Here is a 12,217-nt window from a genome sequence, read left to right as displayed (position 1 = left end):
GGAGATTTGTATGGCAGCAAAACCGATGAAGAAAGGACAGTGGGTGAGCCTGATCTTGGCTATCGTTGCTTTCCTGGGACTCTATTTCATGCCTCGGCCGGCGGGGCTCAGCGGGGTGGCCCAGAAATCCCTGGCCATGTTTGTTTTTTCTCTGATCATGTGGATCGGCAAACCCATCCCCATCTATCAGACATCCATCATTTCCATTTTGCTCCTGCCGCTGCTAGGGGCTGTGAAGAAGCAGTCCGTGGCCTTCGGGACTCTGGGTTTTGACATCATCTGGCTGATGGTGGCCGCTTTTGTCCTGACTTCGGCCATGAGCCATTCCAATCTGGGCAAACGGATCGCCCTGGTCTTGGTCACCCGGTTCGGGAAGACGCCTGCCAAAACATTGCTGGTTTTGGTGCTGGTGAACTTCATCTTGGCTTTCTTCGTTCCGTCCACCACGGCCCGGGCTTCCCTGATCGTACCGCTGGCCCTGGTCATCCTGGAAGTCTACAAAGCCCAGCCGGGGCACAGCAATTTCGGCCGGCTGATGATGCTCCAGGGAGTGCAGAACAATGCCTTTGCCACTTCTGTAGTGATGACGGCCACTTCGGCCCAGGTCCTGGCCTTGGGGTTCATCAACCAGCAGGCCAGCGGCCACGTAGGCTATATGCAGTGGCTGCTGGGGTCCTTGCCCCAGGCTCTCCTGACTGCCGGACTGGCTTTCCTGGCCGGGCTGAAACTATTCCCTTATAAGGACGAGCTCCAAGCGGCCGGAACGGAAGCCATCGTGAAGTTGAAACAGCAGCTGACGGATATGGGGCCCATGAGCGTGGATGAAAAGAAGACCATGGGGATTTTCCTGTTCACTCTGCTACTCTGGGCTACGGGAGATTACCAGAAAGGCTGGTTCGGTTTTTCCATCAGTACGGAACAGACAGCCGTCCTTTCCATGCTGCTCTGCCTGCTGCCGGGTATCGGTGTGCTGACCTGGAAGGAAGCCTCCATCAAATGGGATCTGATGATTTTTTCTGCGGGCGCCTATGCCGTAGGGAATGCCCTGGATAAATCCGGCGGTGCCGTATGGATGATCCAGGGCCTGATCCAGGCCGTGGGACTGGACCGGATGGGGCATACCAGCGTGGCGCTGGTGCTGATCTTCATCTCTGTATTCAGCCATCTAATCTTCACCAGCAAGACGGTGCGGACTACCATCTTGATCCCGGCCATCATTACCCTGGCCAAGCAGTTGGGGATGGATCCGGTGCCCCTGGCGCTGGCCTGCTCTTTTTCCATCGCCTGCACCATTACCCTGCCACCCCATTCCAAAGTGAATACTCTGTATTTCGGGACCGGTTATTTCGATGTGAAAGATGAATTGATTTATGGGATCCTGTCCTGCTTCTTTGCAGCAGGCAGCATTGCCTTGGTCTATTTCTTCTGGCTGAAGTTCATCCTGTGACAAAGGAGAATGGAAAAATGAAAAATAAAGTATTGCTGATGATTGCCGATGGACTGGGGGACCGGCCCTGTGAAGAACTGGGATGGAAAACCCCCTTGGAGGCTGCCCGGAAAGATCATCTGGACCAAATTGCTTCTGAGGGATCGTCCGGCATCATGGATCTGTGGCAGTGCGGGACACCGGTGGGGACGGATCTGGGCCATATGATCCTTTTCGGCTACGGACTGCCAGATTATCCTGGCCGGGGGCCCATCGAAGCTTTTGGGGAAGGGATGGAGCTCCAGCCGGGGGACATTGCCCTGCGGGCCAATTTTGCCACCTGCCAAGACGGCCTTGTGGTGGACCGGAGAGCTGGACGGATCCGGCAGGGGACCCGGGAATTGGCGGCTGCCTTGGACGGGATGCAGGTGGAAGAGGTGCAGGTGCTGTTCAAGGAAGCTACGGAGCACCGTGCTGTGATGGTCCTGCGGGGGCCCGGTCTCAGCAGCGCCATTACGGATGCGGACCCCAAAAAAGAAGGGCTGCCCATCCGGCCGGTCCTGCCTCGGGACGTGTCTCCAGAAGCGGAACGGACAGCTAGGATTTTGGACCGGGTGCTGGTGCGCTGTCAGGAAATCCTGGCCCAGCATCCCCTGAACCGGGAGCGGAAAGCCGCCGGATTGCCTCCGGCCAATGCCATCTTGACCCGGGGGGCCGGACAGATGCCGAAACTGGAAAAGACAGCAGAGAAATACCATTTGAAAGCAGCCTGCGTGGCGGCAGAGAGCACGGTGTTGGGGGCGGCTCGGCTGGCAGGGTTCGACACCTATACGGATCCGGGACGGATGACCGGGAACCTGGATACGGATATTGACCGGAAAGTGGAACTGGCGGTAAAAGCTTTGGCGGATCATGATTTTGTAGTCCTCCATATGAAAGCACCGGATCTGATGGGCCATGATGGGAATCCCCGGGGCAAAGTCCGGGCCATAGAGCGGTATGATGCTATGGCAGGGAAGGTCCTGGAACAAATCCCGCAACTGACAGGCTCCAACCTAATCCTGGCCCTGGCGGCGGATCATTCCACTCCCTGTGAACGGCGGGAACACAGCGGAGATCCGGTGCCCATTGTGGTGGCTGGAAAGAATATCCGGAAGGACCAGGTGACAGAATATGATGAAATCCATGGAGCCCAGGGAGGATTGAACCGGATGACGGGACATATGTTCTTCCAATTCCTGATGGATTATCTGGAAGTTGTTCCTAAAGAAGGAAATTGATAAAATAAAATCGGGGACTGTGGAACTCATCGAATTCAAAGGATCGATGGTGTTCCACAGTCCTTTGTCATTTTCGTGCAAAAACGGTAAAAAACATTTTGCGTTTTATGTAAGTCCTGCAAAAGGAGAGCTAAGATTGCTGCTGGTAGACGTCGGCCGTATTAGAAAAAATAGAAATTGTAAGAAAGGAAACATTCTCCTGAATCTAAATAAAGAGTTGGGAAAAATTCCCTGCTTTTCCTGAAAATGGACTACAATAAAAAAGTACACTTTATTGCCAAAGGAGCGGTGCAGATGAACGGAAACAAAACTTCAGAAAACAACGCGGTCCAGGCGGAACTGGAGAAAAAGCCCCTGAGTATGTGGAAGGTGATCCTGACGGTCATCGGGGCCATCTATCTGCTTTCCCTGGTGATCCCGGCCGGGGAATTTGCCAGGAACGGGCGGATCGCCATTCCTGGGACCTATCACGTGCTCAGCAAGATCTATGTCAGCCCTTTCCAGATCATCATGCATATGGGGGCCCAGGTCTATAAGACCTTTGGGAAACTTTTCATCAGCATCATCGTCATGGGGGGCCTGATGGGGGTGGTCAATTCCACCCATGTGATCGACCGCTCCATGAAGCTCCTGATCAAGAAACTGCAGAATAAAGCGTTGATGGTGGTGCCCTTCTTCATTTTTGCCATGGGACTTTTCGGCTGCTTCGGGACCATGATCTCTACGGCGGTCCTGTTCATTCCTTTGGGGATCACCCTGGCCAAGGAACTCCACTGTGACCGGACCTTTGGGGTGGCCCTCATCATCATGGGATCATTTACCGGTTTCATGACCAGCCCCATCAATGTGCTGACGACGGTGATGGGACAGGAAATCGCCGGGCTCCAGCCGTATTCCGGTTTTGCCCTGCGGACGGCTGTCACAGTCATCAATCTGGCCGTCGTATCCGGGTTCATCATCTGGTGGGGGAAACGGGCCCAGCGGAACCATGCTTTTGAAAAAGACTTCAGCCAGGAAGAAATCGAGGAAACCCAGCAGCCCATGGAACCGATCCGTCCCCGGGAATATCTGGTCCTGGCGATTTTCCTGATCAGTTTCCTGGCTTATGCCCTGGGATCTCCTTTCTTCAAACTGGGAGTCTTGGACCTGGCTTCCATGATGCTGCCAGTGGCCCTGGTCTGCGGCCTGATCGCCGGCTATGATCTGGATACCCTGATGAAGAATTTCCTCAATGGATCCAAGGGGATGATGGGGATCATGGTCTTCATGATCTTCGCCAGCTTCATCGGCATCATCCTCAATGATGCCAAGATCCTGGATTCTGTGGTCTATTATCTCTCTTTGCCCTTGGGCTATCTGCCCAAGAGTGTGGCGGCCATCGGGATGTTCCTTGCCAATGCCCTGATCAATTTCTTCATCCCCTCCGGCTCCGGCCAAACGGCGGTGGTGATGCCCATCATGGCTCCTCTGGCAGACGTCCTGGGGATCACCCGGCAGATGGGGGTATTCACTCTCCAGTGCGGAGACGGGTTCACCAATTTGATGATCCCCACCAGCTCTAACCTGCTGCCCTGTCTGATGATGGGGGGACTTTCCCTGAAACGCTGGTACCGTTTCATCCTGCCCTGCTATTCCCTGGTGTTCCTGGTCATCTGCGGGGCCATCCTGCTGGGTACGGCCATGGGTTGGAATTGATGGAAAAAAGGAGGCTGTCCGATGCTCATTGAAAAAATTGCAAAGCTGTCCGATGAATTGGAAAAACATTACCTGGAAGTGCGCCATGATTTCCACGCCCATCCGGAACTGTCTTATAAGGAATTCCGGACCAGCCAGAAGGTCCAGGAGGAACTCCAGCGGATGGGGATCCCCTTTGTCCTGAGCCCGGTGAAGCCCGGGGTGATCGCCACCATTGACAGCGGAAAACCGGGGAAACTCCTGTTGCTCCGGGCGGATATGGATGCCCTGCCCATCCAGGAAACCACCGATCTGCCCTATGCTTCCCAATGTGACGGGGTCATGCATGCCTGCGGCCATGATGTCCATACCACCAATCTCCTGGCGGTGTGCGAGATCCTGAACCGGACCAAGGACCAGTGGAGAGGCCGGGTACGGGCTGTCTTCCAGCCGGCGGAAGAGAATGGCGGCGGCGGACGGGAAATGATCAAAGCCGGCCTGATGGAAGAAAAACCCGATGCCTGTATGGGGATGCATGTGGGAGTCTGGGATCCCGGGGTGTTCAGCATCGGAGAAGGCTATGTGTCCGCCTATTCAGATGCGGAATACATCACCGTCCACGGGAAAGCTGTCCATTCCTCCAAACCGGAAAAAGGCGTGGATGCGGTGCTAATCGCCGCTTCCATCGTGGTGGCCCTGAATACTATCTGTAGCCGGAATATCAGCCCCATGGCCCAGTCCACCCTGAATGTGGGGACCATCCACGGGGGCACGGCTGTGAACGTGGTGACGGACAAGGTGGAAATCGGCGCCATGCTGCGGAATGCGGATCCGGAGAGCCGGGAGAACATGTTCCAGAAAATCGAAGAGATTTCCCGGGGCATTGCGGAAGGGATGGGAGGCAGCGTGGACCTGCGGCGCCATTATGGCTATAGTTCCGTATACAATGATCCTGGGGTGACCCATTTTGCCATCGAGACCATCCGGAAGAACCAGGATGCCCTGTATCGGGGCATCGGGGATGTACCGGAGGAAAATATCCTCACTGGGAACCGGATGCAGCTGGGAGCGGAAGATTTCGGCTTCTATTCCCACGAAGCGCCTTCCTGCTTCATCAAGGTGGGGACAGGGGGATCGTCTTTGAACCATACCCCTACGTTCCAGGTGGAGGAGAAGTACATCAAACTGATGACCCGGACCATGGCTCTCCTGGCCGAGGAGTTTTTGCAGTAAAAAAGGGGCTGTGAAAAAATGAAGAATCATTTTTTCACAGCCCCCTTTTTTACAACTTCTGCACCAACGAAAAATCCACGTTCCCTCCGGAAAGAACGAAGACCACTTTGTCTTCCGGCCGGAAGGTGAGCTGTCCGCTCTGGATGGCAGCCAGGCCGATGCTGGAAGACGGTTCCGCCAGGACTTTCCCTTCCGTCAGCAGCAGTTTCATGGCCGGGAGCAGAGCTTCTTCCGGCACATCGATGACCTGGTCCACTTTATCATGGACGATAGGAAGGGTCTTGTCTCCCGGACACAAGGTGGCCACCCCGTCGGCAATGGTGTCCAACTGGGGGACTGCTGTGGGCTTCCCTTCTTTCAGGCTGACGGTGAACCGGGGGATCCGTGCTGGCTCACAGGCATAGACCCGGGTTTCCGGACGGATGCCCTTGATAGCGGTGGCAATGCCACTGGTCAGCCCTCCTCCTCCCAGGGGAATCAGGACGGCCGACGGATTTGGCAGGTCTTCCAGGATTTCCAGGGCGATGGTCCCCTGGCCGGCCATCACCTCATAATCGTTGAAGGGAGGGATATAGCAGAGGCCTTTTTCATCCCGGAGTTTTTCCGCAATGGCGAACCGCTTGGGTTTGTCGCATAGGATCACCTCGGCCCCCAGATTCCGGACCGCCTGGATCTTCACGGCCGGAGCATGGTCGGGGATCACCACCGTAGCTTGGATACCCAGCATCTTGGCAGCATAGGCGACGCCCCGTCCATGGTTCCCGCTGGAAGCTGTGACCACGCCCCGGGCCCGTTCTTCTGGGGTCAACTGGAGGATCCGGTTCAGGGCGCCCCGGATCTTGAAGGAATGGGTCAGCTGCATGCACTCTGCTTTTACATAGACCTGGCAGCCCAGCAGGGGATCCAGGGCATGGAGATGGAGCAGGGGAGTATGGTACACATAGGGAGCCAGGCGGTTCCGGGCCTGGAAAATCTTTTCAAGGGACAGCATGGGATAAAGACCTCCTTTTTAGAAAAAAGATTATCAATAAAGTCATTATAAGAGAATGGAATACACCATACAAGGACTATAAGAAAAATCAGAAAAGCCAGAGGCCCCAGAGGATATAGATCAGGCAGGCCAGGAGGGAAATGGGGATCCCTGTCCGGAGAAAGGCATCGGCCGGGAGTTTTCCCGTCCCATGGACCAGGATGCTGGGCGTGGTACAGTAGAACATCAGCACCGGTCCGCCACTGATAATCATGCCGGCTTCATAGGCTGCCAGCCGGGCTGGGAATCCGGCCCGGAGGCTCAGGGCCAGCACGATGGGGATGAGGGTGGTGCACATGACCGTGGTCCCGACAAAAAAGATGTGGAGAAATTGGCAGAGCAGGAGGACCGCTGTCAGAAATAGCAGGGGAGAAGCCTGCTGCAGGCTGAAACAGGCAAAAGCCTGGTTGGCCAGCCAGGCAGCCGTACCATTTTCCATCAGGAGATTGCCCAGGCTGATCCCTCCACCGGCTACCAGCAGGATATCGTAATTGATATGGCTGGAAGCTGCCTTCCAGGAGAGCCCTCCTACTCCCGGCAGCAGGAGCAGGAGAGCGCTGGCCAGACAGGTGGTGGTGGCATCGATCTGGAAAAGATCTCCGGTCATCCAGAAGAAGATGGCCAGTAGGAAGACCAGGAGGACCTTCTTCTGCCGCAGGTCCATGGGGCCCATCTTTTCCAGTTCCTGACGGAGATACAGCTTCCCTTCTGGAATCAGAGAGCTTTCTGGGGGATAGAGCTTTTGGATCAGGGCCCAGGAACCGAAGGTCAGCAGAAGAGCCGGGAGAAAACCCAGTTCCAGCCACTCCAGATAGCTGTAGGAAGGCATCCCCTGTTGGTTCAAGAACTCATTGACCACCGGATTGGTGATGGTCCCGGTGAGGATACCGGCGGAAATGGTGGAACAGGTGGTGGTCAGGGTCAGCAGCAGGTTGGCAGCGAATTTCCGGCAGGGACGGTCCCGGAACAGTTCGATGATGCTCAGGCAGGGCGGGAGCAGGATGGCGGCCCGAGCTGTGGTGGAAGGGATCAGAAAAGCCAGCAGCACATTGGCCAGGACGATGCCCAAAGTGATCCGCTGGGCCGTGGCTCCGATCCGCAGCAGCACAAGGAAAGTCAGCCGTCTGGCTAGGCCGGATTGGAGGATGGCACCGGCCAGGAGGAAACCGCCCAGGAGCAGGAACAGCACGGGAGAAGCGAAGGGCTGGAGTAGGGTCTTGAGGGGGGCCAGCTGCAGCAGGGAGGCTAGAGGGATCACCAGCAGGATGGTGACGGCCAGGGGCAGGGCTTCTGTCAGGAACAGGACAAAGATGAAAAGGAAAAGGGCCAGGGTCTCCTGGCCTGCCGGGGTGAGCCCGTCCAGGGGAAGGCATCCTGCCGCCAGAGCCAGGAAGAGGGCCAAAGGGAGACCGCAGCTCCGGGGATTGAGAGAAAAGCGCTGTTTCAGAGAAAGATGCATGACCGACTCCTTTCCATCCGATAAAAGAAAAATGCCTCATGGATCTATTTCTTCATCCAGGGGCATTTTCCTTTTTTCTTCTGTTACTGGTTGATCCGGTCCACGTCCAGTTCATTCAGGGACTTGGCGACGATCATAGTCCCGGCCATATCCCCGGATACGTTGCAGGTGGTATGGCAGATATCGATGATGGGCCATACAGCAGCCAGGATGGGGACCAGGGTCAAGGGCATACCTACCGTCTGCAGGAGTACGGAGGACATGACGATGCCGGCCCCTTTGACACCGGCAGCCCCGACGGAAAGCACCAGGCCCAGGAAGATGAATTCAATGCAGGAGCCGATGGTGATGGGACGGCCGAACAGGTTGGACGCAAAGACGGAGATGACACCGATGACGCAGGCCATGCCGTTCATGTTGCAGGTGTTGCCCAGGGGCAGACAGAATCCGTAGATATTCTCCGGGATTTTCAGATCTTCATCAGCGATCTTCAGTTCCAGAGGCAGGGTGGCAGCGGAAGAGGTGGTAGAAGCAGCTACGATCATGATGGGGGACATGTGCTTGAAATATTTGAGAGGTTTGATCCCGGCCAGGAATTTGACCAAAAGGGGCTGGATGATGAAGAGGATCACCAGGCAGGCGGCCCAGTCGGTGGCGATGAAGTTCAGGACCTGTTTCAGCATGGCTCCGCTGAGATGGGTCATCATGTCGGCCACCAAGGCGAAGATCCCGATAGGGGAATATTTCATGACCAGATCTGTCATCTTCAGCATCACATCGGAAGCTTTGCCGACCAGCGCAATCAGGTCAGCGCACTGGTCTCCCAGGAGCAGGAGGACCACACCGGTGAAGAGGGCGAAGACGATGATCTGCAGGGTGTTGCCGGTGGTCAGGGCGTTAAAGATGTTATCCGGGATCCATTTGACCATATTGCCGATGAAATCATATTGGACGGCTTTCCCGCTTTCACTGGTCAAGAGATCCGTGACCCCTTTGCCCGGTTGGGTGAAGAGAGCGAAGACCAAGCCCAGGGCAGCAGCCAGAGTGGAAGTGAGCAGATAGAAGACCACGATGCGGATCCCTACTGTGTAAAGATGCTTGATATCCCCCATTTTGCAGACGCCGCTGATCAACGTGAAGAGCACCAGCGGGGCAATGAGCATTTTCAGCAGCCGCAGGAAGATATCTCCCAGGAACTTGATGCGGGGAACGATTCCCGGTGCCCAGATCCCCACTATGGCACCCAGTACGATACAGATCAGGATCTGTTTCCATAACGCCATCGATGTGAGTTTTTTCAACATAAAACCATGCCCTCCCTTCAGGCCTCCTGAACTGGAGGAACCCTGAGAATATAGATGAATTGTGTCTTTATTATAAACTTTTCTGGATATAGAATCTAATTCATTATTCCATAAACATCTATAGACAAACGATTATAGGAGAGGAGCCATAAGGGAATCCGTATAATCAGATACGGGATTATAAATTGGAAAAAAACTGAAAAATTCTTTATAATAAAAAAAGCATGGAAATATCTACAACGTGACGAAGGGAGCTATTGGAATGGATATCTTGACTGAAAAATTTAAACGGCTGGGCATCGACAACGCACCGGGACAGGAAAGCCGGCAGGCCCATACGGAACTGGACCTGCGGGGAGAACCGCTGCCGGGACCGGCGGTGAACTTCTCCCACGGGGATGTGGACGCCCATGAACCGATCCCCGGCAGCCTGGATACCTTCATCGAAGGGTATAAGAAGGGCGGCTGCGTGGCCTATACGGAATACCGGGGCGGAGATGAGATCCGCAAAGATGTGGCAGCCAAACTGGCGGCCTTTACGGGAGCCCCCATCGATCCCGAAACGGAACTGATCCTGACCCCGGGGACCCAGGGCGCTCTGTTCCTGGCTCTGGGCTGCCTGGTGGGCCGGGGAGACAAAGTGGCCATCGTAGAACCGGATTACTTCGACAACCGGAAACTGGTGGAATTCTTCGAAGGGGAACTGGTTCCGGTGAAACTGGATTACCTGAGCCAGGACAAGAATGCCGGGGTGAACCTGGCAGCCCTGGAAGAATCTTTCAAACAGGGTGTGAAGCTGTTCCTCTATTCCAACCCCAATAACCCCACTGGGGTCATCTTCTCCGAGGAAGAGACCCGGGAAATCGCCCGGCTGGCCAAGAAATACAATGTGATCCTCCTGGTGGATCAGCTGTATTCCCGGCAGATCTTCGATAACCATCCCTATACCCATCTCCGGGCCCTGCCGGAACGGCCGGAGAACATGCTGACCATAATGGGTCCTTCCAAGACTGAATCTCTCAGCGGCTTCCGCCTGGGGACGGCTTTCGGGACTTCCTGGATCATCGAACGGATGGAAAAGCTCCAGGCCATCGTGACCCTGCGGGCTCCCGGCTACTGCCAATATGTGTTCAAACGCTGGTTTGAAGAACCGGAAGGCTGGCTGAAAGAGCGGATCGCTACTCATCAGGCCATCCGGGACGATCTGATCGCCCTGGTGCGGAGCCATGAAGGCTGCAGCGTCCGGAAGACCGAAGGGGGCAGCTATATTTTCCCGACTCTGCCGCCCATGGATGTGAGCATCAGCGACTTTGCCAAGATCGTCCGGAAACTCACCGGAGTCACCATTACCCCGGGGACGGAATTCGGGCCCCAGTTCACCCACAGCTTCCGGGTAAACTTCTCCCAGGATCCCAAGAACACCCATGATGCCATCGACCGGGTCCTGCAGATCATGGAACGGTACAGAAGCAAATAAAACGTGAGGAAACGGATAAAGGAGACTGCGGAATGGAAAATAAGCCTGTATTCAGCCCTGAACTGCAAAAAGAAATCAAAAGCAAATTCTATTATGTGGATGAAGATCCCTTTGGAAAGAAGCGCCTGTTCTTCGAGAACTCCGGTGGCTCCCTGCGCCTGAAGGCCTGCGTGGAAGCCAAGGCGAAATATGAGATGATCCCGGACTGCCCCATGCGGTACCATGATGTGTCCCAGAAACTCCACGAAGTGAAAGCCAATGGCATCCGGGATCTGATGGAAGTCATCTTCGGGGCGGCTCCCGGAGAAGGGGCCCTGGTGACGGAACTGACTCCTTCCCGGACCACGTTCAGCATCATGCGGGCCATTGTGGAGAACGTCCCCGGGAAAAATGTGGTGACCACTTCTCTGGAGCATCCTTCTGCCTATGATTCCCTGAAGATCTATGCGGAAAAAAGAGGTATGGAATTCCGGGTAGCTCAGGCCAATCCCAAAACCGGCGGAGTGGATGTGGATGATATCCTGTCCCTGGTGGACAAAGATACCTGTGTGCTCAGTGTCATGAGTGCCTCCAATATTTCCGGCTATGTATTCCCCATGAAGGAGATCATCACCCGGGCCCGGGCCATCAAACCGGACCTGTATGTGGTCTCCGATGCGGTCCAGCACCAGCCTCATCAGGCCCTCTACGCCCATGATCTGGGCATCGATGCCTTGGTCATCGCTCCCTATAAAGCCTTCGGCATCCGAGGCTGCGGCTATGGCTACGTTTCCGACCGGGCAGCGGTCCTTCCCCATGACAAACTGGAAGGCAAAGACCCCAACGAATGGGAACTGGGGACCTATCCCCATGGGAATTTCGCGGCCATGAGCGCCATGGTGGACTATGTCTGCTGGCTGGGACGCCATTTCACCCAAGCGGAGGACCGCCGGACCCAGTATGTAGTAGGTATGCAGAAAGCCCATGAACAGGAAACGGCCCTTTTGATCCGGATGCTGGAAGGCTCGGCAGAAGTGCCGGGGCTGCGGCATATCCCGGGGGTGGAAGTGTATTTCGACGGGCCGGTTTCTCCGGAACGGGATCTGGTGGTAGCTATGGGGATCAAGGGGATGGATTATACGGCTCTCCGGGAAGAATATGGCCGGAGAGGAGTCCTGGTGTTCGAACGGATCAACACCAGTATCTATTCCAAACGGATCGTGGAATCCTTGGGCCAGACCGGTCTGATCCGGGTATCTCCCATCCACTGCCATGACTTTGTCGATATTGACCAATATCTGAAGGTGACGGCAGCCATCGCTGCAGAATTTGCCAAAAAATAAAAGGAGAATACT

Annotated in this window: 9 protein-coding genes; 6 read left to right on the top strand and 3 right to left on the bottom strand. The window is 55.4% G+C overall.

Going from position 1 to position 12,217, the window contains the following annotated elements:
* Window positions 1-10 precede the first annotated feature (10 nt).
* The 4 genes from ACTUHY_RS05130 to ACTUHY_RS05115 all read left to right on the top strand — a co-directional run bounded on the left by ACTUHY_RS05130 (window position 11) and on the right by ACTUHY_RS05115 (window position 5,613).
* Window positions 11-1,447: an SLC13 family permease gene (locus ACTUHY_RS05130; RefSeq protein WP_442826842.1), complete on the top strand. Its 1,437-nt coding sequence runs from the start codon at window positions 11-13 to the stop codon at window positions 1,445-1,447.
* Between the two features lie 17 nt (window positions 1,448-1,464).
* The gene (gene apgM / locus ACTUHY_RS05125; RefSeq protein WP_442826841.1) at window positions 1,465-2,706 is read left to right on the top strand and encodes a 2,3-bisphosphoglycerate-independent phosphoglycerate mutase; all 1,242 of its coding nucleotides are present in this window, start codon (window positions 1,465-1,467) and stop codon (window positions 2,704-2,706) included.
* A 294-nt stretch (window positions 2,707-3,000) separates the two neighbouring features.
* Window positions 3,001-4,401 (top strand): Na+/H+ antiporter NhaC family protein, encoded by a 1,401-nt coding sequence (locus tag ACTUHY_RS05120; protein ID WP_442826840.1) that lies wholly within the window; start codon window positions 3,001-3,003, stop codon window positions 4,399-4,401.
* A gap of 21 nt (window positions 4,402-4,422) precedes the next feature.
* Window positions 4,423-5,613, top strand: a complete 1,191-nt coding sequence (locus ACTUHY_RS05115) for a M20 metallopeptidase family protein (RefSeq protein WP_442826839.1) — start codon at window positions 4,423-4,425, stop codon at window positions 5,611-5,613.
* 49 nt (window positions 5,614-5,662) lie between these two features.
* Here the strand turns inward: ACTUHY_RS05115 and ACTUHY_RS05110 are convergent, their stop codons facing one another.
* From ACTUHY_RS05110 to ACTUHY_RS05100, 3 genes are all read right to left on the bottom strand, one after another.
* Window positions 5,663-6,604: a threonine ammonia-lyase gene (locus ACTUHY_RS05110; RefSeq protein ID WP_442826838.1), complete on the bottom strand. Its 942-nt coding sequence runs from the start codon at window positions 6,602-6,604 to the stop codon at window positions 5,663-5,665.
* Between the two features lie 88 nt (window positions 6,605-6,692).
* Entirely contained in the window at window positions 6,693-8,102 is a 1,410-nt protein-coding gene (locus ACTUHY_RS05105; RefSeq protein ID WP_442826837.1) for an SLC13 family permease, read from the bottom strand.
* 83 nt (window positions 8,103-8,185) lie between these two features.
* On the bottom strand, window positions 8,186-9,406 hold the full coding sequence (locus tag ACTUHY_RS05100; protein ID WP_442826836.1) for a dicarboxylate/amino acid:cation symporter: 1,221 nt from the start codon (window positions 9,404-9,406) through the stop codon (window positions 8,186-8,188).
* A gap of 262 nt (window positions 9,407-9,668) precedes the next feature.
* Here ACTUHY_RS05100 and ACTUHY_RS05095 point away from each other — a divergent pair, with 262 nt between their 5' ends.
* Window positions 9,669-10,883 (top strand): pyridoxal phosphate-dependent aminotransferase, encoded by a 1,215-nt coding sequence (locus ACTUHY_RS05095; protein ID WP_442826835.1) that lies wholly within the window; start codon window positions 9,669-9,671, stop codon window positions 10,881-10,883.
* Between the two features lie 32 nt (window positions 10,884-10,915).
* Entirely contained in the window at window positions 10,916-12,205 is a 1,290-nt protein-coding gene (locus ACTUHY_RS05090; protein ID WP_442826834.1) for an aminotransferase class V-fold PLP-dependent enzyme, read from the top strand.
* Window positions 12,206-12,217 lie beyond the last annotated feature (12 nt).

It is taken from the genome of Acidaminococcus nyctereutis (genome assembly GCF_052216985.1).
GTDB lineage: Bacteria > Bacillota > Negativicutes > Acidaminococcales > Acidaminococcaceae > Acidaminococcus > Acidaminococcus fermentans_A.
The sequence above is the reverse complement of the archived record's forward strand: the minus strand, read 5'-3'. Positions and strand labels throughout refer to the sequence as shown.

Excerpts from the sequence above, each read along its gene's own strand:
- ACTUHY_RS05090 (WP_442826834.1), top strand. The coding sequence starts at position 10,916 with ATGGAAAATAAGCCTGTATTCAGCCCTGAACTGCAAAAAGAAATCAAA.
- ACTUHY_RS05095 (WP_442826835.1), top strand. The coding sequence starts at position 9,669 with ATGGATATCTTGACTGAAAAATTTAAACGGCTGGGCATCGACAACGCA.
- ACTUHY_RS05100 (WP_442826836.1), bottom strand. The coding sequence starts at position 9,406 with ATGTTGAAAAAACTCACATCGATGGCGTTATGGAAACAGATCCTGATC.
- ACTUHY_RS05110 (WP_442826838.1), bottom strand. The coding sequence starts at position 6,604 with ATGCTGTCCCTTGAAAAGATTTTCCAGGCCCGGAACCGCCTGGCTCCC.
- ACTUHY_RS05115 (WP_442826839.1), top strand. The coding sequence starts at position 4,423 with ATGCTCATTGAAAAAATTGCAAAGCTGTCCGATGAATTGGAAAAACAT.
- ACTUHY_RS05105 (WP_442826837.1), bottom strand. The coding sequence starts at position 8,102 with ATGCATCTTTCTCTGAAACAGCGCTTTTCTCTCAATCCCCGGAGCTGC.
- ACTUHY_RS05120 (WP_442826840.1), top strand. The coding sequence starts at position 3,001 with ATGAACGGAAACAAAACTTCAGAAAACAACGCGGTCCAGGCGGAACTG.
- ACTUHY_RS05130 (WP_442826842.1), top strand. The coding sequence starts at position 11 with ATGGCAGCAAAACCGATGAAGAAAGGACAGTGGGTGAGCCTGATCTTG.
- apgM (WP_442826841.1), top strand. The coding sequence starts at position 1,465 with ATGAAAAATAAAGTATTGCTGATGATTGCCGATGGACTGGGGGACCGG.